The organism is Streptomyces sp. NRRL F-5135 (assembly GCF_000719775.1).
Classification (GTDB): Bacteria; Actinomycetota; Actinomycetes; order Streptomycetales; family Streptomycetaceae; genus Streptomyces; species Streptomyces hebeiensis.
Genome location: NZ_JOHR01000018.1, coordinates 1 through 25020 on the forward strand (window position 1 = coordinate 1; position 25020 = coordinate 25020).

The window sequence follows — 25020 nt, forward strand, 5'->3', positions numbered from 1 at the left end:
GGGGTGGACAGGGGGCGGCGGGGGAAGGGCGGGCCCGGGGCCGCGGGGGCGGCGCTCACGGCGTGGCCTTGCGCGCGGTCGCGAAACGGGGGCGCTTGTTCAGGTCCGGGTGGTCGGCCGCGTCCGCCCAGCCGGACTCCTCGTTGAAGATCCACGGCACCTGTCCGCCCTGCGTGTCCGCGTGCTCGATCACCACCAGTCCGCCCGGCCGGAGCAGCCGGTGCGCGGTGCGCTCGATGCCGCGGATCGTGTCGAGGCCGTCCTCCCCGGAGAAGAGCGCCATCTCCGGGTCGTGGTCACGGGCCTCGGGCGCCACGTACTCCCACTCGGTGAGCGGGATGTACGGCGGGTTGGAGATCACCAGGTCGACCTGGCCGTCGAACTCCGGCAGCGCGCTCAGTGCGTCGCCCTGGTGCACGGTGACCCGGGATCCCTCGGCGTTCTTCCGCGTCCACCGGAGCGCGTCCTCGGACAGTTCCACCGCGTGCACGCGCGAGCGCGGCACCTCCTGGGCCATGGCGAGCGCGATCGCGCCCGAGCCGGCGCACAGGTCCACGATCAGCGGCTCGACGACGTCCATGGCCCGTACGGCGTCTATGGCCCAGCCGACGACCGACTCGGTCTCCGGGCGCGGTACGAACACGCCGGGCCCCACCTGGAGCTCCAGATAGCGGAAGAAGGCCCGCCCGGTGATGTGCTGGAGCGGCTCGCGGGCCTCGCGGCGGGCGACCGCCTCCCAGTACCGGGCGTCGAAGTCGCCGTCCTCGACGGTGTGCAGCTCGCCCCGCTTGACGCCGTGCACGTACGCGGCGAGCTCCTCCGCGTCGAAGCGCGGTGAGGGCACGCCCGCGTCGGCCAGCCGCTGGGTGGCCTGGGCCACCTCGGCGAGCAGCAGGCTGCGGGGGACGGTGCCTCGGCGGAGCCGCTGAAGGTCGCTGTGCCCACCGGAATGTGGCTGCACGCTGGTTCCTCCGGACTGCGAGTGACGGCGAGTGTGGGATGTGCGGGTGCTGCTTGCGCTGCGGATGCTACGGGTGGTGCCGGTGGACCGGGGAGGGTGCGGAGCGGTCCACGTGGCCCCGGTGAGGCCGGTGGTCCGGGCGGCTCCGTACCGTACCGCCGCCGCTCACTGCGCCGCGGCGAGCTTCGCGGCGGAGTCGGCGTCGACGCACGCCTGGATCACCGCGTCCAGGTCCCCGTCGAGCACCTGGTCCAGGTTGTAGGACTTGAAGCCGACGCGGTGGTCCGAGATGCGGTTCTCCGGGAAGTTGTACGTGCGGATCTTCTCGGACCGGTCGACGGTGCGGACCTGGCTGCGCCGGGCGTCGGCGGCCGACCGCTCCGCCTCTTCCTGCGCCGCCGCGAGGAGCCGCGAGCGCAGGATGCGCAGGGCCTGCTCCTTGTTCTGGAGCTGGCTCTTCTCGTTCTGGCAGGAGGCGACGACGCCGGTCGGCAGGTGCGTGATGCGGACGGCGGAGTCGGTGGTGTTGACGGACTGGCCGCCGGGCCCCGACGAGCGGTAGACGTCGATCCGCAGGTCGTTCGGGTTGATCTCGACGTCGATCTCCTCGGCCTCGGGGGTCACCAGGACCCCGGCGGCGGAGGTGTGGATGCGGCCCTGCGACTCGGTGGCGGGCACGCGCTGCACGCGGTGCACCCCGCCCTCGTACTTCAGCCGCGCCCAGACGCCCTGCCCCGGCTCCGTGGCGCCGTTGCCGCCCTTGGTCTTCACCGCGACCTGGACGTCCTTGTAGCCGCCCAGCTCGGACTCCGTCGCGTCGATGATCTCGGTCTTCCAGCCGACGCGCTCGGCGTAGCGCAGGTACATGCGCAGCAGGTCACCGGCGAACAGGGCGGACTCGTCGCCGCCCGCGCCCGCCTTGACCTCCAGGATCACGTCCTTGTCGTCGCTCGGGTCGCGCGGGACGAGCAGCAGGCGGAGCTTCTCGGTCAGCTCCTCGCGCTCCTTCTCCAGCGTCTTGACCTCGGCCGCGAAGTCGGGGTCGGCGGCGGCGAACTCGCGGGCCGTCCCGATGTCGTCGCCCACCTGCCGCCAGGAGCGGTACGTGGCGACGATCGGCGTCAGCTCCGCGTACCGCTTGTTGAGCTTGCGCGCGTGCGCCTGGTCGGCGTGGACCGACGGATCGGCGAGCCTGCGCTCCAGGTCGGCGTGTTCACCGACCAGTTCCTCGACCGCCTCGAACATCGGGGGCTCCTGGGTTCGTACGAAGGTGCTGCGGAGGGAGTATTTCCCACGACCACGCCAAAGCGCCGGTCTCGGCGCCCCGGAGAACGGGGCACCGAGGACCGGCGCGGGCGGCTCGCTACTTCTTGCCGGAGCCGGCGGCCTTGCCGAAGCGGGCCTCGAAGCGGGCCACGCGGCCACCGGTGTCGAGGATCTTCTGCTTGCCCGTGTAGAACGGGTGGCACTCGGAGCACAGGTCGGCGCGGATGGTGCCGCTCTCGATGGTGCTCCGGGTGGTGAACGACGCGCCGCAGGTGCAGCTGACCTGGGTCTCGACGTACGCGGGGTGGATGTCGCGCTTCAAGGGATTCTCCTAGTTCCGGGAGGGCTCCGGGTCGCACGCGCCGTGTTGCGCGTACGTGAACCGGGACCGACGTACCAGTCTGCCAGGACCGGCCGTATCTCCCAAAACGGGGGGACGCCCGGAGATATTCCACCCGGCGCGCGCCGTCCTCAGCGCTCCTTCACCACCTGGCTCGCGCTGCCCTTGTCACCGGCCGAGTTCTTGACGGCCGAGGCCGGAACCGGCCGGTCGGCGCGCAGGGCCGACCAGACCCGCTGGGACGCCGCGTCGAGCGGCAGCACTCGGTTGGGGTCGTTCGGGTCGTAGCGCACCGGCATCGTGACCATCTGGACGTCATGGGGCCCGAGGTCCTTGAGGCCGCCCGCGAAGCCCACCAGCTTGTCGACCGAGTCGAGCTGGGAATCGGGGGTGACGGCGGTGGTGGCGGTGTTCGCGAGGTCGTAGAGCTTCTTGGGGTTGCTGAATACGCCGACGTTCCTGACCTGGTCCATCAGCGCCTTGACGAACGCCTGCTGGAGCTGGATCCGGCCGAGGTCGCTGCCGTCGCCGACGCCGTGGCGGGTCCGTACCAGCCCGAGGGCCTGCTCGCCGTCGAGCGTGTGGGTGCCGGGGGCGAGCTTCAGGTGGCTGTTGGGGTCGTCGATGGCCCGCGTGGTGGTGATCTTCACACCGCCGAGCTGCGTGACGAGCTTCTTGAAGCCGGTGAAGTCGACCTCGATGTAGTGGTCCATCCGGATGCCGGACATGGACTCGACGGTCTTCACCGCGCAGGCCGGGCCGCCGACCTCGTACGCCGTGTTGAACATGGCCTCCCGCTGTCCCGGCACGGTCCTGCCGTCCGCGTCCGTGCAGGCGGGCCGGTCGATCAGGGTGTCGCGCGGTACGGAGACGACGCTGGCCTTCTTGTGGCCCTTGTAGACGTGCACGACCATCGCCGTGTCGGAGCGGGCGCCGCCGCCGTCCTGGCCGTACCGGGCGTTCGCGCCGGCGCGTGAGTCCGAGCCGAGGACCAGGATGTCCTGGGAGCCGTTGTCGGCGTCCGCCGGGCGGTCCCCGCCGAGCTGGGCGTTGATGTCGATGCCCTTCAGGTTGCCGTCGAGCTTGGCGTAGACGTAACCGAGCCCGGATCCGCCGACGAGTATCAGGCCCGCCACCGACCAGGCCGCGACGGTTGTCACACGTCGGCGCCTGCTGGGCGTCCTGCGGCGCTTGCCGCCGCCGTTTATTCGGCCGCTGATCCGCTGGCTCATGGTCTCCCTCAGTCCGTGGTCCGGTCCGGCTGCCTCCTGTCGTGGTGGTGAGGCGGGCTCCGTCACCTCGTGTACAGACAGTGAAGCATCAGGCAGCGTGGCACAGCACCCTGAACGGCTCCTGAGCGTCCGCGTGCGCGGCGCTGTCCGGCCGCTGGCGGCCGTTTCCGTCCTCACCTGCGCTTTTGTCCGCACGGACCGCTCAGTGGCGCCCCCGCGGCCGTCCTCGGCCTGTGGCAAAGGTCTCGGCGGGGGGCAAACGACAACGTAGGGGCGCATAAGGGACCCTTAAGGGCCGCGGGTACGACGAACCGCCCCGGCGCGCGCTGCGCCGGGGCGGTTCGGGTGCGGGTTCCGCTGTCGCCGTACGCACCGTACGGCGACAGCCCCGCCTCAGTCGTTGCCGTTGTTCCCGTTGCCGACGCCGGGCGTCGTCTTCTGGATCTGGAGCAGGAACTCCGCGTTCGACTTCGTCTGCTTCATCTTGTCCAGCAGCAGCTCGATCGCCTGCTGCTGGTCGAGCGCGTGCAGTACCCTGCGCAGCTTCCAGACGATGGCCAGCTCATCGCCGGCGAGCAGGATCTCCTCCTTGCGGGTGCTGGACGCGTCCACGTCCACCGCCGGGAAGATGCGCTTGTCCGAGAGCTTCCGGTCGAGCCTGAGCTCCATGTTGCCGGTGCCCTTAAACTCCTCGAAGATCACCTCGTCCATGCGCGAGCCGGTCTCGACGAGCGCGGTGGCCAGGATGGTCAGCGAGCCGCCGTCCTCGATGTTGCGCGCGGCGCCGAAGAAACGCTTGGGCGGGTACAGCGCGGTCGAGTCGACACCACCGGACAGGATGCGCCCGGAGGCCGGGGCCGCCAGGTTGTACGCACGGCCCAGGCGGGTGATGGAGTCCAGCAGGACGACCACGTCGTGGCCCAGCTCCACCAGGCGCTTGGCGCGCTCGATGGCCAGTTCGGCGACCGTCGTGTGGTCCTCGGCCGGGCGGTCGAAGGTCGAGGAGATGACCTCGCCCTTGACCGACCGCTGCATGTCGGTGACCTCTTCCGGCCGCTCGTCGACGAGGACGACCATCAGGTGGCACTCGGGGCTGTTGACCGTGATCGCGTTGGCGATGGACTGAAGGATCATGGTCTTGCCGGTCTTGGGCGGGGCCACGATCAGACCGCGCTGGCCCTTGCCGATCGGGGCGACCAGGTCGATGATCCGCGTGGTCAGCACGCCCGGGTCGGTCTCCAGCCGGAGCCGTTCCTGCGGGTAGAGCGGGGTCAGCTTCTGGAACTCCGGGCGGCCGCGGCCGCTTTCGGGCGCCATCCCGTTGACGGAGTCCAGCCGCACCAGCGCGTTGAACTTCTCGCGGCGCTCGCCCTCCTTGGGCTGGCGCACGGCGCCGGTGACGTGGTCACCCTTGCGCAGGCCGTTCTTGCGGACCTGGGCGAGGGAGACGTAGACGTCGTTCGGGCCCGGCAGGTAACCGGAGGTGCGGATGAACGCGTAGTTGTCGAGGATGTCGAGGATGCCCGCGACGGGGATCAGCACATCGTCCTCGGCGACCTGCGGCTCGGGGCCGAACTCGTCACGGCCGCGGCGCCCGCGGCGGTCGCGGTAACGGCCGCGCCGGCCGCGCCGGCCGCCGCCGTCCTCGTCGAAGTCGTCCTGCGCGTTCTGCTGCCCGCGACCGCCCTGCCGGCCGCCGCCCTGCTGCTGGCCGCCCTGCTGGTCGTCGCCCTTGCCCCGGCCGCGCTGCCGGTCCCTGCGCTCGCCGCGGTCCCGGCCGCCCTGGCCGTCGCGCTCGCCCCGCTGGCCGCGGTCCTGGCGGTCGCCGCGCCGGCCCTCGCCGTCGCCCCGCTCGGGGGCGGCCACGGCGGACTCGGCCTTGGTGTCGGGCTGCGCCTCGACCTTGACGTCACCGGCGGCCTCGGCGCGACCCTCGGCCTTGGACTCGGGGCTGCCCGCCTGGGCGGTGGCCCGACGGCGGCGGCGCTCGCCCGTGGGCTGGTCGTCGCTGGCCGGCTGACCGGGGATGTCGATCTGCTGCTGTGCGGTGGCCTGCTGCTCCTGCTCCGTGACCTGTTGCTCGCCGGCCTTCTTCTCGGCGGCTTCACCCGTACGGGCCTTGGAGGTTGCGCGCCGCTTCGGCTTGGCGGCGCCGTCCTCGGAGCCGCCGGTCGCCTCGCTCTTCGGCGCGGCGGAGGCTCCGGCCTGGGCCTCCTTGATGACCTCGATCAGCTGGCTCTTGCGCATCCGCGCGGTGCCCCTGATCCCGAGGCCGGACGCGACCTGCTGAAGCTCGGCCAGGACCATGCCCTCGAGGCCGGTGCCGGAGCGGCGGCGCCGTGCGGTGGTGCCAGTGGCAGCACCTGCGGCGGGCGCGGAATTGTCGACGTTGCTGTCGGCAGTCACGCCCATCAGATCGGTGGTGTCGCTCACGAAGGGTCCTTCCCTGGAGCGGACGTCGGCCTTCTGGCTCGGCGACCGGTTGTGCTGTCCGACGGCGATCCCATCTTGTGGACCGTGCCGGGGCGGTGGTCCCGCCGGGTACGGCGGAGAAATATGCGTACGTGCCATGGGTTCCGGCCCGAGATCCCCCTGCTCGGCCCTCCGCTGGGACAGAACGGGGGGTGTCGTGCCGGTTCCGGTGCGTGCTCAAAACTGCTCAGGCAGGCTGCGCAGGCAGTTGAGGAGGCTCCCGGAAGAAGGGTGGTCCCGAATCGGGACACGAAGCACCGCGTCGCGATGACGGCGGTTGCAGACTTGAGGTTAACACTACCGGCTCCAACAAACATTCCCCCTCTCCCTGACCGGCAATCTCCTGGGGCTACGAGCCGAGCGGCAGAACGCTCGCGCCGGCGTCGTCGAGGGTGAGCCGGTTGGCCGCCCATCCCTCGCCCGCCAGCCGTGCGACCTTGTCGGCCGCACCGTCCTCGACCAGCGCCAGGACCGTGGGGCCGGCGCCGGAGACCACCGCGGGTACGCCGTCCGCGCGCAGCCTGCTCACCAGCGCGACGCTCTCGGGCATCGCCGGGGAGCGGTAGTCCTGGTGGATACGGTCCTCGGTGGCCGGCAGCAGCAGTTCGGGGCGCCTGGTCAGCGCCTCGACGAGCAGGGCGGCACGGCCGGCGTTGGCCGCCGCGTCCACGTGCGGGACCGTACGCGGCAGCAGGCCGCGGGCGGTCTCCGTGAGGACCGGGCTCCCCGGCACGAAAACCACCGGAACGATGCACTCGGCCGGATCCATCCTGATCGCGCGCGCCGCTCCGCCGTCCGTCCAGGCCAGCGTGAAACCGCCGAGCAGACAGGCCGCGACGTTGTCGGGATGGCCCTCGATCTCCGTGGCCAGCTCCAGCAGCGCCGCGTCGTCCAGCCGGGCGTCGCCGCCTATGGTCACGGCGCGGGCGGCGACGATCCCGGCGCAGATCGCGGCGGAGGAGGAGCCCAGGCCGCGGCCGTGCGGGATGCGGTTGGCGCAGACGACCTCGAGGCCACGGGGCTGGCCGCCGAGGAGCTCGAAGGCCGTGCGCAGGGAACGTACGAGCAGGTGGGACTCGTCACGGGGGAGCGTGTCGGCGCCCTCACCCGCGATGTCGACGTGCAGGCCGGAATCGGCGACGCGGACGACCACGTCGTCGTAGAGCCCCAGCGACAGTCCGAAGGCATCGAAGCCCGGACCGAGATTTGCGCTGGTGGCGGGGGTGCGCACCCGTACGGCGGCGGCACGGAAGGCGGGACCGGCCATCGCTTCGACGACTCTCCTTGTGGCTGCGTGGTGGGGACTGCGTACCGCGAGACGTGGTGACCGCGGGTTGTCCGACGATGTACGGGACACCCGAGGGCCACGGGAGGCAACAACACCGCGGCATATGCGGCGGGCGGGTTAGGTACAGCCTATCTAAGGATGGATGCATGGCGACATAGGGCGCACAGGAGGCGCACGATGCGTGTCGCACTCCTGGCGTGCGCCGAGTCCCGTCGTCCGACCTTTCCGGCCCGTCCGCTCCCGTACCCCGCTCGCTCGGGCCGGGGGGAATCAGGCGGGGCAGCCGCCGGACCGGCGCCGCCCCGGCCCTGAACGGGCCAGGGACCCGGCTGTTGACGCCCTGTCCGCCGCCGGGGCGCTCCGCCGGAGCGCCCCGGCGGACGGAGAGGACGAGGACCCGGCCGTACGCCCTGCTGGCGGGCGGATCCGGACAGCATCGGGTAGATCCGGACGAGCCTCGCCGGGCCGGTCCGTCGACGCGGAACGGGCTCGGGGGCCGCGCGGCGCACGCCGTGCCGCTGCCGGCCGGTCGCACGACGCCCCGCGGCCGTCGAGGCGCATGTGACCCGCGTGACGTGAGTTATGTCACCCCAGGCCGAGGCGTTCCGCCGCCGCCACCGCGTCGACCGGGACCGTGATCGGCTGCGGGGCGCCCGCGACCGCCCAGTCCGGGTCCTTGAGGCCGTTTCCGGTGACCGTGCAGACGATGCGCTGGCCGGGGTCGACCTTGCCCTCCTCGGCCGCCTTCAGCAGGCCCGCGACGGACGCCGCCGAGGCCGGCTCCACGAAGACGCCTTCCCGCGCGGCCAACAGCCGGTAGGCGGACAGGATCTGCCGGTCCGTCACCTCGTCGATGAAACCGCCCGATTCGTCCCGTGCCGCCAGCGCGTGGCTCCAGGACGCCGGGTTGCCGATCCGGATCGCGGTCGCGACGGTGCGCGGGTCCTTGACGACCTCGCCGCGCACGATCGGCGCCGAGCCGGACGCCTGGTAGCCCCACATGCGCGGGGTGCGGCCGGCCACGCCGTCCGCCGCGTATTCGGTGTAACCCTTCCAGTACGCGGTGATGTTGCCGGCGTTCCCGACGGGCAGGACATGGATGTCCGGCGCGTCGCCCAGCGCGTCCACGATCTCGAAGGCGGCCGTCTTCTGCCCCTCGATACGGACCGGATTGACCGAATTGACCAGCGCCACCGGGTAGTTGTCGGCCAGCGACCGCGCCAGCGTGAGGCAGTCGTCGAAGTTGCCGTCGACCTGGAGGATCCGCGCGCCGTGGACCAGCGCCTGGCCCATCTTGCCCAGCGCGATCTTGCCCTGGGGGACGAGGACGGCGCAGACCATCCCGGCCCGTACGGCGTACGCCGCCGCCGAGGCCGAGGTGTTGCCGGTGGAGGCGCAGATGACGGCCTGCGCGCCCTCCTCCTTGGCCCGGGTGATGGCCATGGTCATGCCACGGTCCTTGAACGAGCCGGTCGGGTTGGCGCCCTCGACCTTGAGATGCACCTCACAGCCCGTGCGCTCGGACAGCACCTGCGCGGGCACCAACGGCGTGCCGCCCTCGCGGAGCGTGACGACCGGCGTCGTGTCCGTCACCGGGAGGCGGTCCCGGTACTCCTCGATGATGCCCCGCCACTGGTGGGTGCCAATGCTGGTCATGGGTCCCTTACTCCCCTTCAACACGCATGATGCTCGCGACACCGCGCACGGTGTCGAGCCCGCGCAGCGCTTCGACGGTCCCGGAGAGGGCCGAGTCCAGCGCGCGGTGGGTGACGACGACGAGGGACGCCTCGCCGTCCTTACCCGTCTGACGGACCGTGTCGATCGACACGCCGTGCTCGGCGAAGACCGTCGCCACCTGGGCGAGCACGCCCGGCTTGTCGGCCACGTCGAGCGAGATGTGGTACCGCGTCACCACCTCGCCCATGGGGCTCACGGGCAGCTGGGTGTACGCGGACTCGCCGGGCCCGACGGCTCCGGCGACCTTGTTGCGGCAGACGGCGACGAGATCGCCGAGCACGGCGGAGGCCGTCGGCGCGCCGCCCGCGCCGGGTCCGTAGAACATCAGCTGCCCGGCCGCCGCGGCCTCCACGAACACCGCGTTGTACGCCTCGCGCACGGACGCCAGCGGGTGGCTGAGGGGGATCATCGCCGGGTGGACGCGCGCGGTGACGGACCGGCCGTCGGCGGCCCGCTCGCAGATCGCCAGCAGCTTGACGGTGCAGCCCATGCGCTGCGCGGAGGCCAGGTCGGCGGTGGTGATCTCCGTGATGCCCTCGCGGTGCACGTCGTCCAGGCCCACCCGGGTGTGGAAGGCGATCCCGGCCAGGATGGCGGCCTTGGCGGCGGCGTCGAAGCCCTCGACGTCGGCGGTCGGGTCGGCCTCCGCGTAGCCGAGCGCGGTGGCCTCGTCCAGCGCCTCGGAGTAGCCGGAGCCGAGCGTGTCCATCCGGTCGAGGATGAAGTTGGTCGTGCCGTTGACGATCCCGAGGACCCGGTTGACCGAGTCGCCGGCGAGGGATTCGCGCAGCGGCCGGACCAGCGGGATGGCGCCCGCGACGGCCGCCTCGAAGTAGAGGTCCTGGCCGTGCCGCTCGGCCGCCGCGTAGAGGGTCGTGCCGTCCTCGGCGAGCAGCGCCTTGTTGGCGGAGACGACCGACGCGCCGTGTTCGAACGCGGTGGTGATGAGCGTACGGGCGGGCTCGATGCCGCCGATGACCTCGACGACCACGTCTATGTCGCCGCGTTTGACGAGGGCGGTGGCGTCGGTGGTGACGAGCGCCGGGTCGATTCCCTCGCGCACCTTGTCGGGACGGCGGACGGCGACTCCGGCCAGTTCGACCGGGGCGCCTATCCGCGCGGCGAGATCGTCCGCCTGCGTCGTCATGATGCGCGCCACCTCGGAGCCGACCACGCCACAGCCCAGCAGGGCCACCTTCAGCGGACGCGTACGCATCATCCGATCCACGCCTTTCATCCCACACAGCCGTCGTTCGCGGCCGTCGTTGGCGGCCGTCGTCATGTCGCGATCGTCGTGTCGCGATCCAGTCTCACGCACCGAACGGGAGTTTCTGCCCTCCGTCCAGATTGCGAGACGTGTATTTCAGTCTCCGACATCCAGTCGCAGAAGATCTTCCTCCGTCTCCCGCCGGACGATCACCCGGGCCACACCGTCCCGCACGGCGACGACGGGCGGCCGCAGCGCGTGGTTGTAGTTGCTCGCCATCGAACGGCAGTACGCGCCGGTGGCGGGCACGGCGACCAGGTCACCGGGCGCGAGGTCGGCGGGCAGGAACGCGTCCCGTACGACGATGTCACCGCTCTCGCAGTGCTTGCCGACGACGCGGGTGAGCATCGGCTCGGCGTCGGACCGGCGGGAGACGAGCGCCACGCTGTACTCGGCGTCGTACAGGGCCGTGCGGATGTTGTCGGACATGCCGCCGTCCACACTGACATACGTCCGCAGCCCCTCGAGCGGCTTGACCGTGCCGACCTCGTACAGCGTGAAGGCCGTGGGGCCGACGATCGCGCGGCCGGGCTCGACCGAGATACGGGGGGTGGCGAGTCCGGCGGACTCACACTCACGGGTGACGATGTCGCGGAGGGCCTTCGCGATCTCGTGCGGTTCGCGCGGGTCGTCCTCGGAGGTGTACGCGATGCCGAGGCCGCCGCCCAGGTCGATCTCCGGCAGCTCGACGCCGTGCTCGTCGCGCACCTCGGCGAGGAGCTGGACGACCCGGCGGGCGGAGACCTCGAAGCCCGCCATGTCGAAGATCTGCGAGCCGATGTGCGAGTGGATGCCGGTCAGCTCGATCCCGTCCAGGCCGAGGGCCCGCCGGACGGCCTCGGCGGCCTGGCCGCCGGCCAGCGCGATGCCGAACTTCTGGTCCTCGTGGGCGGTGGCGATGAACTCGTGCGTGTGCGCCTCGACGCCCACGGTGACCCGGATCTGCACGGGCTGGCGGCGGCCGAGGCGCCGCGCGGTGTGCGCGACCCGCACGATCTCCTCGAACGAGTCCAGCACGATCCGGCCGACGCCGGCGGAGACGGCCCGCTCGATCTCGGCGGCGGACTTGTTGTTGCCGTGGAAGGCGATGCGCTCGGCGGGCATCCCGGCGGCCAGCGCGGTGGTCAGCTCGCCACCGGAACACACGTCGAGGTTGAGCCCCTCCTCCGTCAGCCAGCGCACGATCGCGCGGGACAGGAACGCCTTGCCCGCGTAGTACACGTCCGCGTCCGGGCCGAAGGCCTCGGCCCAGGCGCGGCAGCGGGCGCGGAAGTCGGCCTCGTCCAGGAAGTAGGCGGGGGTGCCGAACTCCTCGGCCAGCCGGGTCACCTCGATGCCGGCGACGGACACGACACCGGCGCTGTCGTCGGCCCGGCGGACCGTGCGCGACCAGACCTTCTCGTCCAGCGCGTTCAGGTCCTCGGCCGGGGCGGTGTAGTGGCCCTCGGGGTGGATATCGGCGTGCCGGGGTCCTGCGGGGTGTGCGGAACGGCTCATCTCGTTGCTCTCTCGTGCTCTCTCGTGCTTTGTCCGCGCCGCTCGGCGGTGTTCCGGTCCCGGCGGTGTCCCGTCGGTGTCTCCGCGGTGTTCCGGGGGGCCCGGGCCCCGGTGGGGTGCGGGGGTCCGGGGCCCCGGCGTCCGGGAGCGGATCGGAGGTGCCGGGTGCGGCTCAGAGGTGTTCGGGGGCGTCGATGCCGAGCAGGGACAGGCCGCCGGCCAGCACGGTCCCTGCGGCGTCGGCGAGCGCCAGCCGGGAGCCGTGGGCGGCCGAGGGTTTCTCGTCCCCGAGGGGCAGCGGCCGGCTGCTCTCCTGGAAGCGCAGGAACGCGTCCGCCGTGTGTTCGAGGTGGCGGGCGAGCCGGTCGGGTGCGCGCAGCCGGGCCGCGGCCTCCAGGACGGCGGGGTGGTCGCCCAGGGCGGTGAGGAGGGGGGCCGCGGCGGGGTCGTGGGAGGTGGTGTGGGCCGCGTAGCGGGGAGCGATGCCGAGCCGGTCGGCGTTACGTGCGAGGGCGCGGGTGCGGGCGTAGGCGTAGCGCACGCGGAAGAGGGGGTTGCTCTCGCGCTGGACGAGCAGGCCGTCGTTCCCGTCGCCGCCGTACGGACGGTCGTGTGCGGCGGGCCGCAGCAGTGCCCACCGGGCGGCGTCGGGCCCGAGCCGGTCGAAGAGTCCGCCGACGGCCAGGTCGTCACCGGGGCGCGCGGGCACGACCCGGGTGACCTCGTCGCCGCCCGGGTGGACGACCGCGGTGGCGCCCTGCGAGCGCAGCAACAGGACGACGGTCTCGGTCCACACGTCGGCGCGCAACTCGCCGGCCGGGGCGAAGACGGCCGTCGTCCCCGCCAGCGCGTCGCCGTGCCCGTAGCGCGTACCGGCCGCGAGGACGGTACGCACCAGATCGGCATGGCCGTCGTGGGCCAGGGTGAAGTTCAGGAACCCAGGACCGGTCACCTCGACCCGCGCGACGCGGGGGTGCAGGGTCCCGGCGCGCACGATCTCGGCGCGCAGTATCTCGGCGACCTCACGGGCCGTGCGTCCGGCGGATCCGGCCATGCGCAGGGCGACATTGCTGGCGTAGTCCCCGGTGCCGCCGGGCCGCGGCCGTTCGACCACGACACGTTCGGGCACAGGCCCCGGGAGGGCATCGTCCTCGACCGCGCGGGAGACGGCGTGCAGCACGGTGCGGGACAGCTCGGCGGGGGTCACGGGACCAGCGTATGGGAGGAGGGGGGTGGTCCGGCGAACCGGTTTCGCCATGCGGTCACATGAGAGGCCGGCCGCCCGCGCTGCCCGCTGTCCGGCCGGCGCCCGGCCGGCCCTCCAGGGGCGTCGGCCGCGCCGGATTCTCCGGCCTGCCCGGGCTCCCCTGCCGCTCCCCACCGCCCGGCCTCCCCGGCGTCTCCGCCCGCTCGGGCCACTCCCGGCGGATCAGCCGCCGTACGAGCCTGACCAGCTCGGACGGCTCGAAGGGCTTGGCGAGGAAGGCGTCCACCCCGGCGGCGAGACCGGCCTCCGTCTCGTGCTGCGTACACGCGCTGACGATCGCCAGCGGCACCGCGCTGGTCCGCGGGTCGGCGCGCAGCCGGGCCGCGGTGGCCAGCCCGTCCATGCGGGGCATCACGACATCGAGCGTCACGGCGTCGGGCCGCACCCGGTGCACCACGTCCAGGCATTCGGCACCGTCGGCCGCGGTCACGACCTCGAAGCCCTCAAGTTCGAGATTGACCCTGATCAGCTGTCGGATGACTCTGTTGTCGTCGACAACGAGCACCCGCCCCGACGCGCCGGACACAACTCGAGAGTAGGTCCGACTCCCGTGCCGCGTCCGGGTTTTCCCCACTTCCACCGACACGGCCCCATGGTCGGGCCCGGTGTGGCCTCATTGGTGCCGGCCGTTCATGACGGCCCGTCCGCCGGCCGTGAGCCAGGACGCGATGTCATGAGCCGCGCGATCTCGTCCGCGGCCGTCAGCGGCAGTGTGTGGTGCGAGGCCCCGGGCACCACGTCGACCAGCGCGCCGGGCAGGGCCGCCGCGGCGGCGCGCGCCACCCGGACCGCGTCGTGGCACCGGGCACGCCCGGCGAACAGCGCGAGCACGGGCACTCCGGTGCCGTCGAGTCGCGCGGTGTCGGGCCGGGGTCCGGTGACGGGCCGTACGGCGGGGAAGCCGGCGGACGCCTCCTGGAGCCGCAGCCAGGCCACGTCGAGCCCGCCGTCTTCGCGGACGCCTCCTCGGTGGACGGCTCCTTCGTGGACGGCCCCTTCGGGCGCTGCCCCTTCGAAGGCACCGCCCGACTCCCAGGTCAGGAAGGTACGGATGCGCCGTGGCGTGGGGCGCGCCAGCATGGGCAGGGCCCGGAGCACGTAACCGGGGCGGAACCCCGCGAAGACCTGGGTCGGATCCAGCAGCACCAGCCGGCGCAGCCGCCGCGGCGCGTGGACGGCGTAGTGGGCGGCGATCCAGGCGCCGTACGAATGCCCGGCGAGCTCGACCGGTCCGGCGGGCCCGGTGGACCTGTCGAGCCCGTCGAGCACGGCGTCCAGCCAGGCGACGAGGTCGGCCACCGACCGCATCCGCCGTCCCCCGGCCGGCACGCTCAGCCCGGGGTCGCCCATCAGGTCCACCGCGTGCACCCGGTGGTTCCGCCCGAGCCCGGCGGCACAGGCACCCCACACCGTGGACGTCGCCCTGCCACCGGGCAGCAGGACGAACGGCGGCGCGTCGGCGGGCCCGGTGCTGTTGACCCGGGTGAGGCCGTAGGGGGTGCTCAGCTCGGTGGCTGCGACAGGCCCGGGCCACTCCTGGAGCACGGCGTCGTAGGCGTCCCGGAAAGAGTCGCGCACCGTGGTCATGCTCGCCCCGTTCTCTCGTTGAGCGATAATCTCGCACAACGAGAGAGTTTAGGTGTGTGACGGAGGCGGAGGCCAGTGAACGACAACCGGGAAGAACTCGTCCATCTGCTGCGCGCGGTGACCGTCGCTTTCGGCCTGCGCCAGAGCGAGTTCGCGGCCGCCCATGGCATGCACCCCACCGACGTCCGGGCCCTGATCTGTCTCCTGGACGCCGCCCGCGCCGGCGAACCCGCCACCGCCGGCCTGCTGGGCGCCCGGATCGCCCTCAACTCGGCCGGTACCACCGCCGTCATCGACCGGCTGGAGCGCCTGGGGTACGTGGCCCGCGTGCGCGACGCCGACGACCGCCGGCGCGTCCTGCTGCGGGTCACTCCGGAGGCGATGCGGCTGGGACGCGGCTTCTTCGGCCCGCTGCTCGACCGGTTGACGGAGCAGCTGAGCGATTTCGACGCGGCGGAACGTGCCGTGATCCGCCGCTTCCTGACGGGAGCACGGGATGTGTTCGAGGCCGCCGGTGCCACGGACCGTCCAGCGGAGTGACGACGCGACGCGGGCGGCGGCCCCGGAGGACGCGGGCACGGCCCGCACCGGCTCCTCTCCGGCTCCTCGGCGGCGACGCACACCCCCGCTCGCCCTAGTCTCGGTCCCATGGAACAGAACGAGGTCGTCCTCAGGGCCATCGGCATCCTGACCCGGTCCGCGCAATGGCGTCGGCAGGCGGAGGCCGGTGACGCGGGTGGCGACGGGCCGCTCGGCGACGGCCGGAGCGGCGGCGACCCGCTCGGCGACGACCCGGGCACGGGCCAGATCGCCGCGCTGCTCGCCGAGGTCTTCCCGTCCGTCCCGGTGCGGGAGGAGGCCACCGCGCTGGAGGCCGCCCACGCGGTGACCGAGGCGGCGCTGCCCGCGGTGATGCGGCTGATCGGGGCGTTCACCTACGTCTTCGCGGAACTCGCGGAGGCCCACGACAGCGGCCGTACGGACATCACGTCGGAGCAGTTGCTCCGGGAGCTGGCGCTGCGGATGTCGCGCGCGGGCGACGCGGTGTGACCGGTGCGCGGGGCCCCCGGCGCACAGACCCGTGCGCCGACGGGTGCCGGGACGTCCGCGGCCGCTCCACGGCCGGCCCCGCCCGTGCCGGCGTGGCAGGGCGTCACGCGGCCCGGTCCTCGTCTGCCGCCCGGTCCGGACGGCGTGGCAGCACCGCCACCGCCGCCACCGGGATCGCCGCGAGGACCAGCCAGGGCACCGCCACCGGGAGGCCGGCGTCGAGGAGGGTGCCGGTCGCCGAGCTGCCGAGCAGGACCATCAGGCCCGAGACGGACGACATCGCGCCCGTGTAGAGGCCGAGTCGGCCGGGTTCGGCGAGGTCGGGGACCCAGGCCCGGGCGGCCGGGGCGACCAGCATCTGGCCGAGCGTGAGCAGGACGACGAAGCCCGCCCCGGGCAGCAGGCCCGCCCCTCCCGTCCAGCCGGCCGGCCGGGCCGCCGCCACGACGGCGAAGCCCACGGCGATGAGCAGCAGCCCCGCGGCCATCGAGCGGCGCGGGCCGAGCCGGCCGGCCCGGCGGGTGACCGGCAACTGCGCGGTGACCACCAGCAGCGACGAGAGCGCGAACAGCCAGGACAGCGGCGCCTGGGAGCCCGCCGCGCGCCCCACCTCGGCGGGGAGGGCGAGGTAGAGCTGGTTGTACGCGAGGAGGTACGTGCCGTACGCCAGGCAGAGCGCGAGGAACCGGCGGTTGCCGAGCATGAGCCGCAGGCCGCCGGGCCGGACCCGGACACGGCCCGGGATGTGCTGGGGCAGCAGCCGCCAGTGTCCGGCCAGGACGAGCACGAAGACCGCGGCCCCGGCCAGGCAGACCGTACGGAAGTCCAGGGCGAGCAGCAGCCCGCCCAGCAGCGGCCCGGCGAACGCGCCGGCCTGTCCCGCCACCGTGAGCAGGGCCAGGACCTCGGTCCTTGGGCCTTCGCCCGCCTCCTCCCTGGCCACCGCCTGCCGGGCGACCTCCGACTCCACGGCCGGCGAGAAGAGCGCCGCCGCGAAGCCGATCAGCAGTACCGCGCCGATGACCGCCCAGGTCCGCTCCGCGTGGCCGAGCCAGACGAAACCGGCGACGCGCAGGGCGCAGCCGGTGAGGACCACCGGCCGTACGCCGTACCGGTCGGTCAGCGCGCCGCCGACCACGAACAGGCCCTGCTGGCTGAACGTACGCAGGCCGAGCACCAGCCCGACCAGCCAGCCGGCCATGCCTATCGCCGTGCCCAGGTGTTCGGCGAGGAAGGGCAGGACGGCGAAGAAGGCGAGATTGAAGGCGAGCTGAGTGAGGATCAGCAGGCGCGGCAGCGGGGACAGGCTCCGCCACGTGCGCCAGGTGGGCGCGGTACGCACTCCTCCTCACTCCTCCGTCGCGTGTCGCCTCGGCTCGGGCCGCCGCCGTCGCGGCGTCGGCACGTCCGTACGCGCACGCCACCCCGGGCCCTGTCCCCGTCCCCGTGCGTACCGCGGAAGGCGCACCCCGCCCGCCGCCGTCACCGCGAGCGCGCCCAGCAGGGCCAGCACGGCGGCCGGTGCCAGCACGGACCACGGCGCGCGTTCCGCGTACGGCAGGTTCTCGGCGAGCAGCAGGCCCCACTCGGGCGAGGGCGGCTGCGCGCCCAGCCCCAGGAAGCCCAGGGCCGCCAGCGCCAGGGCCACCCCGGGCAGGCGCAGCAGCGCGTGGCGGAGGACGGGCGGGACGACGGCGGGCAGCAGTTCGCGCCGCAGCACGTACGCCTCGCTCGCGCCCAGCGCGCGGGTGGCGGTGATGTGCGTGGCGGCCCGTTCCCGCTCCAGCAGCGCGCCGGCGTGCGCGGCCAGGGGCGCCCAGGCGACGGCGGCCACGGCCAGCGCGGGGGTGGCCGGTCCGCTGCCCGCGATCCCGGCGACGAGGAGCCCGGCGAGTACCGGCGGTACGGCGTTGACCGTGTCCACGACGGCGCCCGACACCCTCGGTACGAGTCCGAGCAGCACGCCGGCCACCAGCGCGGCAGCGCTCACCGCCAGCGCGACGGCGAGCGTGCCGAGGGCCCCGTGCGCGACGCGCGCCAGGACGTCGCGCCCCAGCGCGTCGGTGCCGAACGGATGCTCCCAGGACGGCGCGGCCAGCCGGGCGGCCGTGTCCAGCCCCAGCGGATCCCGGGCCAGCCCGAACGCCACCACCGCGACCAGCAGCGCCCCGTACACCAGCGGCGCCGTCCGGCGTCCCGGCGGGGCGGGCCGGGGCGGCGACTGTACGGCGCCGTCGCGCAGCGCCGGGCCCAGCAGCAGGCGCGCCGCCGCCCGGGCGAGGCCGCCCGCGACGGCGGCGAGCAGGACCAGCGCGAGCGTGCCGGCCTGGAGTACGGGCAGGTCCTGGGCGGTCGCGGCCTCCAGCGTGAGCCGGCCCAGCCCCGGAATGTCGAAGATCTGCTCCACCGCGACCGCGCCGCCGGTGAGGCCGACCACGAACAGCCCGAGGTTCGGCAGCAGGCCGGGCACGCAGTGCCGCAGCGCCTGTCGCGCGACGCGCCTGCCCGACAGCCCGCGCGCGGCGGCGGCCGAAGCCCAGGGCTGCGCGAGGACGCCGGGCAGCGCGTCGGCGAGCAGCCGGCCGAGCAGCGCCCCGGCGGGCAGTCCGAGCGCCAGCGAGGGCAGGACCATCCACCGCGGCCCGTACCAGCCGAGCGCGGGCAGCCAGCCGAGCTGGACGCCCACCACGGTGGCCAGGACCGACGCGGTCAGGAATTCGGGGAGCGCGGCGAGCATCGCGGCCGTACCACCGGCGCGCGGGCTGCCGAGCCGGCGGCGCGCGCCGAGCCACAGGGGCCGGGCACACACCGCCGCGGCCGTGGAGAGCGCGACCACCATGGCCCCGGCCATCAGCAGCAGGGAGACGCCGAGGGCCTGTCCCACGGCGGGCAGGACGGCCGATCCGGAGATCCACGAATGCCCGGCGTCGCCCTGCGCCAGGGCTCCGAGCCAGTCCCCGAGGAGGCGGAAGGGGCCCGCGTCCAGGCCGAGTTGGTCCCGTACGGCCGCCAGCGCCTCCGGGGTGGGGTCGCGCTCGGCCGACCGCGCCTTGAGGACGGTCAGCGCGGGGTCGGTACGGGAGAGCCAGGGCAGCAGGCCGACGAGGCAGACCAGCAGCCCGGCGAGGGTGAGGCGCCAGAGGGCGGTGAGCGCGGCGGAGGCGGGACGGGCGGTGGGTACGCCGGTCATCGCCGGGTGCCGGCGGTCACCAGCGAGCGCTCGTAGGGGTCGAGGTCCACACCCCGTACGGACGGCGCGACACCGACGATGATCCGCTGGTGCACCAGCGGGACCACCGCGTCGGTGCCGAGGATCCGCGCCTCCGCCGCCATCGCCGCGTCCTGCCGCTCGCCCTGGTCCGCGACGGCGTCGGCCGTGGTGACGGCGCGGTCCACCGCCTTGTCGCAGAGCAGCGCCAGGTTGTAGCTCCCGTCGCAGGTGAAGTCCGAGGAGAGGATCGAGACGGGGTCGCCGGTGTCGAGCATGCTGTTGCGCGCGGCGACGACGGCGTCGAACTTCCCGGCCAGCGCGTCGCTCTCCAGCCGCCCGTACTCGCGGACGGTCAGCTTCACGGTGAAGCCGGCCTTCTCCAGCCGCTGCTGGAGCACCTGGGCGGTCTCGGGCAGTTCGGGCCTGTTGTCGTACGTCGCGAGGGTGATGGCCCTGCCCTTGAGCGCGGCCCTGACGTCCTGGGCGGAGGCCGGCCGCGCGCGGTCGGCAGGCCGGACGCGCTTGCCCTCGGCCCAGGTCAGGGCGGGACCGTAGAGGCCCTGGCCGGGGTCGGCGTGACCCTCGTACACCCCCGTGGCGAGGGCGGGGGTGTCGATCGCGGCGCGGGCGGCGGCGCGGATCGCCGGGTCGGCGAACACCCCGCTCCGGGTGTTGAGGACGAGGCTGGTGTTACGGGCGGTGGGGACCTCGCGGGCGGTTCCCTCGGTGAGGGAGGCGGCCTGCGAGACGGGTATCGCCTCGGCGATGTCCACGTCGCCGCTGCGCAGCGCGTTGGCACGGGCGGTGCCGTCGGCGATGAACTTCGCGTCGATGCCGGAGGCGTGGGCCCGGCCGCCCCAGTAGTCGTCGAAGCGGTTCAGGGTGGCGGAGGCGGAGCCGTTGACCTTGGCGAGGGCGAAGGGGCCGGTGGCCGTGGCCACGAGGTCGGGACGGGCGCCCTCCCCGGCCTTCGCACCGCCGCCGGCCGCGCCCTGCTTTCCGTTCGCCCCGTCCGCCTTGAACGCCTTCGGGGCGAGGACGGCGAGGCTCGGGCCGGCCAGCCGCTGCGGCAGGGCGGGGTCGGCGGCCTCGGTCGTGACGCGGACCCGGTGGTCGCCCGACGGTGTGGCGGTGAGCGAGACGCCGGAGAGCGCGGTGGGCAGGGGCTTCGCCCGCGTGGCATGGGTGAGGGAGGCGGCGACGGCCGCCGGGGTGACCTCGGTCCCGTCCTGGAAGCGGGCCTCGCGCAGGGTGAACAGCCAGGTCCGGTCGTTCTCCCGGGTCCAGCTCTCGGCGAGCGCGGGTGTCGCCGCGCCGTTGCCGTCGAGCCGGGTGAGGCCCTCGGTGACGCCGAGACGACTGAGGAGCGTGGCGTCGGCACCGTACGGCGAGAAGTTCTCGGTCGGCGGGAAGGCGAGCGCCACGCGCAGTCGCCCCCCGGAGGAGGAGCCGGACGGCAGACCGTCGGAGCCGCCGGAACCACCATCGGCGCCGCCGGACGCGAAACAACCGGTGAGGAGGGCCGCCGACAGGACGGTCAGGGAAGCGGACAGGAGGCCGGCGGCCGGCCGGCGGCGACGGACAGAGCGCATGATCCTCGTTCTCGTCTCTACGCGATGGACAAGGCGTTCGGGTGAGCGGGCAGACGGACGAGAGATTACCTGAAAATCATTTCCATCAAGGGTGGCGGGGTGCTGGACGCGGGACGCGGGCTCGCGCCATCGCGTGGGCTCACGCCGTGGGACAGGCTCACGCCGTGACGCAGGCTCGCCCCGTGGCACAGGCTCACGCCCGTCGCGCAGGCTCGGGCCCGTCGCGCCGAATCACGCCATGGGGACCTCGAAATGGACGGTGCGCCCTTGCGGGACGCCCTGTTCCGGGCCACCGGGCTCCTCCCGCTCGTCGCACACCACCTTGCCCAGCGACCGCCAGAACCCTTCCGCGCCCGGCACGGCGGGGTCGGTGTGCAGGTAGACCGAGCGATAACCGCCGTCCGCCACGGCGAAGTCGAGGAGCGCGCGCACCATCCGGCGGGCCAGCCCCCGGCGGCGGTGGGCCTCACGCACGTACACCCGGCGCAGCTGGGCGGTCTCGCCGGACGGATAGCGCTCGGCGAGCCAGCGCGGGTTGGGCGGGTGGAGCGGCCCCCGGGAGTCCAGCGCCGCCGTCCCGGCGACCTCGCCCGTGGCCTCGTCGACCGCGACCAGCAGGGCGTGCCGGTCGGGTTCGAGGTAAGCGGCGGAGAGGTCGATGATGTCCGCGTGCCACCGGGGCACGTACCCCGTACCGAAGTCGCGGTAGACGGTGTCGAGCATCACCGCGCGGGCGGCGTCGACGTCGTCGGGGGTCGCGGTTCGGATGCGGTAATCAGACACATGAGGCACTTGCGCATCATATGCATTAAGGATCGCGGGCTGGCAGGTGGGGACGGGCGCGTAACGGGCGGCCCCGGGCTCAGGGGGTCGTGGACGACGTCGGCGGCCTCGTCGGTGTCGGCGACGTCGAGGGCGTCGAGGGCGTCGAGGGCGTCGAGGGCAAGGTGCCCAGGAAGCGCACGTACGGGCGGTTCGCGGTTCGCGGCGCGTCGTCACCCGGTCCGCGTGGTGTGTCGGGCCCGTCCGGTGCGTGGCGCGTGACGGCGGCCCGTACCCCGTACACCTCCGCGATCAGGCGCTCGGTGATCACGTCCTCCGGGGGCCCGGCCGCCACCACGCGCCCCTGATTCAGGACGACGAGCTGATCGCAGTACATCGCCGCCAGGTTGAGGTCGTGCAGTGCGATGACGCAGGTGACGGGCAACTCGGCGACCAGGGTCAACAGGTCGAGCTGGTGCTGGATGTCGAGGTGGTTGGTGGGCTCGTCCAGGAGGAGTTCGCGGGGCTCCTGGGCGAGCGCGCGGGCGATCTGCACCCGCTGGCGCTCGCCGCCGGAGAGGGTGTGCCACGACTGGTCGGCCCGGTCGGCGAGGCCGGTGCGCGCCAGTGCCGTACGGACGGCCTCGTCCTCCGACGACGTACCGGACGCTCCGAGCCCGCCGCCGGCGCCGAGTGGCCAGGCGCGGCGGTGCGGGACGCGGCCGAGGCGTACGACGTCACGGACGGTCAGCTCGACCTGGGTGTCGGCCTGCTGCTCCACGACGGCGATCCGGCGCGCGAGCGGCCGGCGGCCGTACGCGGGCAGCGGGCGGCCGTCGAGCGTGACGACGCCGGAGGCGGGGGCGAGGACGCCGGAGAGCAGGCGCAGCAGGGTGGACTTCCCGGAGCCGTTCGGGCCGAGCAGGCCCACCGTGGCACCGGGCGGGGGCGCGATGCTGACGCCGTCCACGACGATGCGCCCGCCGGCGGCGCGGCTGACCCGGTCGGCCCTGAGCCCCTGTTCCGTGTGTTCCGTGTGTTCCGCCGGCCTGGCGGGACGCCGCTCTCTTGTGTCGCGTGACGCGTTCACCGGGGCCTCCGGGTGCGGTGGAGAACGAGGACGAACGCGGGGACGCCGATCAACGAGGTCACGACCCCCGCCGGTACTTCCTGCGGGTCGAGCACCGTACGGGCCAGGGTGTCCACCCAGACCAGGAAGACCGCCCCGGCCAGCGCCGTGAGCGGCAGCAGCCGGGCGTGGCCGGGGCCGGCCAGGGCGCGGGCCGCGTGCGGCAGTACGAGCCCGACGAAGCCGATCGCACCGGCGCTGCTGACCAGCGCGGCCGTCAGCAGCGCCGTGACGCACAGCAGCACGATCCGGGTGCGGGTCACGGACACGCCCAGCGCGGCCGCCGCGTCTTGGCCGAAGGCGAACGCGTCGAGGGTGCGCCCGTATCCCGCGCACACCAGCAGCGCCACCGCGAGCACGGCCAGGCAGATCCACACGTCCGTCCAGCCGGCGCCGCTGAGCGAACCGAGCAGCCAGAAGAGCACGCCGCGCGTGCTCTCCGCGTCGGCGGACGTCATGACGACGAAGGAGGTGAGGGCGGAGAAGAGCTGCATGGCGGCGACGCCCGAGAGCACCACCCGGTCCATCGTGCCGCCGAGCGTGTGACTGAGCAGCAGGACCAGCGCGAACGACGCCAGCGCGCCGAGGAACGCCCCGCCGGACACCGACAGCGCCCCGCCGCCCACGCCGAGGACGACGACCAGGACGGCTCCGGTCGAGGCACCCGAGGAGACGCCGAGTACGAAGGGGTCGGCGAGCGGGTTGCGGAGGAGGGACTGCATGACCGCGCCGCACAGGGCGAGCCCGGCGCCGCAGACGGCGGCGAGAAGGGTGCGGGGCAGCCGCAGGTTCCACACGATCCCGTCGCGGATGGGTGTCAGCCCTGAGCCGCCCCACCCCAGGTGCGCGGCGACGGCGGACCAGACGTCGCCGACGCGGATGTCGGCGGGGCCGATGGTGATGGCCACGGCGACGGAGAGGAGGAGGGCGGCGAGGCCACCGGCCCAGAGGAGGCCGTACCGGAGGCGACGCGAGGCGTGCGGGCGCGAGGCCGGGACGGGCCCCGGTTCCGACGCCGGCTCCGACGCTGGCTCCGGTTCCGGCACGGACCCCGGTCCCGACGCCGGCTCCGGACCCCCTCGGGCATCGGCCGGGTCGACGCCACGCCGCGCTCCCCCGCCAGAGCCCGGGCCGGAACCCGAACCCGAACCGGAACCCGAGCCGGAACCCGAACCCGAGCCCGCGCTTGTGCCCGTGCCCGTAACGGCGCTCATGTCGCGGGCGCGATCCGGCGGATCAGCGCGGCCACCTTCTCGACACCCTCGACGGTACGGATGGTGGGGTTCATCGCCTGCCCGCTCAGCAGGACGTACCGCTTGTGCTTCACGGCGTCCATGTTCCTGGTGACCGGGTCGGACTCCAGGAACTCGATCTTCTTCGCGGCACTCTCGGCGGTCTGTGACTTCCGGGTCAGGTCGCCGATCACCAGCACGTCGGGGTCGCGGTCGGCGACGGTCTCCCAGTTGATCTGGGGCCACTCCTGGTGGGTGTCGTCGAAGACGTTCTTCGCGCCGACCGCCCGGGTGATGATGCCGGGAGCACCGCAGCAGCCGCCCATGAAGGGCGACTCGGAGTTGGCGAACCAGTACAGGACGGTGACGGTCCTCGCCTTCGCCGCGTCGATCCCCTCGGTGGCCCCGGCCACGCGGGCCTCGAGGTCCGCGACGAGCCTCTCACCGCGCTTCTCCACACCGAAGGCCCCTGCCAGGTCCCGTACTTCGCCGTACACGTCCTCCATGGTCAGCGGCTTCGTACGGGCTCCGTCGCCGTCCCCTTCGTTGTTCTTCGAGCAGTCGGAGGGTGAGACGTACGTGGGCACGCCGAGCTCGCGGAACTGGGCGCGTGTGGCGACGCCGCCCTTGCCCAGGGTGGACTCGAAGGAGGCGGCGACGAAGTCGGGCTCGGTGTCGAGGACCTTCTCGAAGGAGGGGGCGTTGTCCGCGAGCCGGGGCACCGTGGAGCCGGCCCCGCGCAGCCCCGCCGGCAGCGGATCGGTCCAGGTCGCGGTCCCGGTCATCCGGTCTGCGAGACCGAGCGAGAGCATGATCTCGGTGGTGCCCTGATTGAGGGAGACGGCTCGCTCGGGCGGCGCGGTGAGGCGCACCCTCTCGCCGCAGTTGTCGACGGTACGGGGATAACCGGCCACCGCTCCGCCACCCCCGCCCTTGCCCTCGCCCCCTGCGGGGCCCCCGCCACAACCGGTCAGCAACACGGCGGCCCCGGCGAGCAACAGGGCGACGGAACGGACGGGGCGGAAGGAGCTGGTGCGGCGGAGGGAGCCGGCGGAAGGGACGGCACGCGCGATCGGCACGGAAGATCCTCTGTGTCGCGGGCTCATGCGCGGAGCCCAGTCGTACGGTGT

General features: G+C 73.5%; 21 protein-coding genes. 2 read left to right on the forward strand and 19 right to left on the reverse strand.

Translation table 11 applies throughout. The annotated features are described in order from the left end of the window. Positions 1-55: 55 nt before the first annotated feature. From prmC to IG02_RS0127865, 12 genes are all read right to left on the reverse strand, one after another. Entirely contained in the window at positions 56-895 is an 840-nt protein-coding gene (gene prmC / locus IG02_RS0127810) for a peptide chain release factor N(5)-glutamine methyltransferase (RefSeq protein ID WP_199814100.1), read from the reverse strand. A 231-nt stretch (positions 896-1126) separates the two neighbouring features. After that, positions 1127-2206, reverse strand: a complete 1080-nt coding sequence (gene prfA / locus IG02_RS0127815) for a peptide chain release factor 1 (protein WP_030753904.1) — start codon at positions 2204-2206, stop codon at positions 1127-1129. 118 nt (positions 2207-2324) lie between these two features. Further along, entirely contained in the window at positions 2325-2549 is a 225-nt protein-coding gene (rpmE, locus tag IG02_RS0127820; protein WP_030753907.1) for a 50S ribosomal protein L31, read from the reverse strand. Positions 2550-2698: 149 nt separating this feature from the next. Beyond that, complete coding sequence (locus IG02_RS0127825) at positions 2699-3799, reverse strand: LCP family protein (protein WP_030753910.1); 1101 nt, start codon at positions 3797-3799, stop codon at positions 2699-2701. A gap of 393 nt (positions 3800-4192) precedes the next feature. Continuing rightward, a complete protein-coding gene (gene rho, locus IG02_RS0127830) occupies positions 4193-6232 on the reverse strand; it encodes a transcription termination factor Rho (RefSeq protein ID WP_030753913.1) in 2040 nt (679 codons plus the stop codon). A gap of 388 nt (positions 6233-6620) precedes the next feature. After that, positions 6621-7538, reverse strand: coding sequence for a homoserine kinase (thrB, locus tag IG02_RS0127835; protein ID WP_030753916.1), 918 nt, complete (start codon positions 7536-7538; stop codon positions 6621-6623). Between the two features lie 606 nt (positions 7539-8144). After that, positions 8145-9215 (reverse strand): threonine synthase, encoded by a 1071-nt coding sequence (gene thrC / locus IG02_RS0127840; RefSeq protein ID WP_030753919.1) that lies wholly within the window; start codon positions 9213-9215, stop codon positions 8145-8147. Between the two features lie 7 nt (positions 9216-9222). Next, on the reverse strand, positions 9223-10512 hold the full coding sequence (locus IG02_RS0127845) for a homoserine dehydrogenase (RefSeq protein WP_030753922.1): 1290 nt from the start codon (positions 10510-10512) through the stop codon (positions 9223-9225). Between the two features lie 147 nt (positions 10513-10659). Beyond that, positions 10660-12060 carry a diaminopimelate decarboxylase gene (lysA, locus tag IG02_RS0127850; protein WP_030753925.1) on the reverse strand — a complete coding sequence of 467 codons (1401 nt, stop codon included), beginning with the start codon at positions 12058-12060 and terminating at the stop codon, positions 10660-10662. Positions 12061-12232: 172 nt separating this feature from the next. Next, positions 12233-13267 (reverse strand): ArgS-related anticodon-binding protein NrtL, encoded by a 1035-nt coding sequence (gene nrtL, locus IG02_RS0127855; protein ID WP_030753928.1) that lies wholly within the window; start codon positions 13265-13267, stop codon positions 12233-12235. A 55-nt stretch (positions 13268-13322) separates the two neighbouring features. Beyond that, positions 13323-13853, reverse strand: a complete 531-nt coding sequence (locus IG02_RS37030; RefSeq protein ID WP_107055717.1) for a response regulator — start codon at positions 13851-13853, stop codon at positions 13323-13325. Positions 13854-13957: 104 nt separating this feature from the next. Next, positions 13958-14914: an alpha/beta fold hydrolase gene (locus tag IG02_RS0127865; RefSeq protein WP_030753933.1), complete on the reverse strand. Its 957-nt coding sequence runs from the start codon at positions 14912-14914 to the stop codon at positions 13958-13960. Between the two features lie 75 nt (positions 14915-14989). On the opposite strand from IG02_RS0127865, the gene IG02_RS0127870 reads away from it, so the two are divergent. Both IG02_RS0127870 and IG02_RS0127875 read left to right on the forward strand, forming a co-directional pair. Beyond that, on the forward strand, positions 14990-15454 hold the full coding sequence (locus IG02_RS0127870; protein WP_037804472.1) for a MarR family winged helix-turn-helix transcriptional regulator: 465 nt from the start codon (positions 14990-14992) through the stop codon (positions 15452-15454). Between the two features lie 108 nt (positions 15455-15562). Continuing rightward, positions 15563-15964 (forward strand): hypothetical protein, encoded by a 402-nt coding sequence (locus tag IG02_RS0127875; protein ID WP_030753938.1) that lies wholly within the window; start codon positions 15563-15565, stop codon positions 15962-15964. Between the two features lie 103 nt (positions 15965-16067). On the opposite strand, the gene IG02_RS0127880 is transcribed toward IG02_RS0127875, so the two are convergent. The 7 genes from IG02_RS0127880 to IG02_RS0127910 all read right to left on the reverse strand — a co-directional run bounded on the left by IG02_RS0127880 (position 16068) and on the right by IG02_RS0127910 (position 24969). After that, complete coding sequence (locus IG02_RS0127880; protein WP_051765821.1) at positions 16068-17306, reverse strand: MDR family MFS transporter; 1239 nt, start codon at positions 17304-17306, stop codon at positions 16068-16070. Positions 17307-17312: 6 nt separating this feature from the next. After that, entirely contained in the window at positions 17313-19154 is a 1842-nt protein-coding gene (locus tag IG02_RS0127885) for an ABC transporter permease subunit (RefSeq protein ID WP_051765823.1), read from the reverse strand. Then, positions 19151-20767 carry an ABC transporter substrate-binding protein gene (locus tag IG02_RS0127890; RefSeq protein WP_030753945.1) on the reverse strand — a complete coding sequence of 539 codons (1617 nt, stop codon included), beginning with the start codon at positions 20765-20767 and terminating at the stop codon, positions 19151-19153. Before IG02_RS0127890 ends, IG02_RS0127885 begins: the two co-directional genes overlap by 4 nt. A gap of 231 nt (positions 20768-20998) precedes the next feature. Next, a complete protein-coding gene (locus IG02_RS0127895; RefSeq protein WP_030753947.1) occupies positions 20999-21550 on the reverse strand; it encodes a GNAT family N-acetyltransferase in 552 nt (183 codons plus the stop codon). A 79-nt stretch (positions 21551-21629) separates the two neighbouring features. Next, positions 21630-22505, reverse strand: coding sequence for an ABC transporter ATP-binding protein (locus IG02_RS0127900; protein ID WP_234314940.1), 876 nt, complete (start codon positions 22503-22505; stop codon positions 21630-21632). Between the two features lie 110 nt (positions 22506-22615). Further along, positions 22616-23704, reverse strand: a complete 1089-nt coding sequence (locus IG02_RS0127905) for a FecCD family ABC transporter permease (protein WP_030753953.1) — start codon at positions 23702-23704, stop codon at positions 22616-22618. 164 nt (positions 23705-23868) lie between these two features. Then, positions 23869-24969 carry an ABC transporter substrate-binding protein gene (locus tag IG02_RS0127910; RefSeq protein ID WP_420707797.1) on the reverse strand — a complete coding sequence of 367 codons (1101 nt, stop codon included), beginning with the start codon at positions 24967-24969 and terminating at the stop codon, positions 23869-23871. Between the last annotated feature and the right edge of the window lie 51 nt (positions 24970-25020).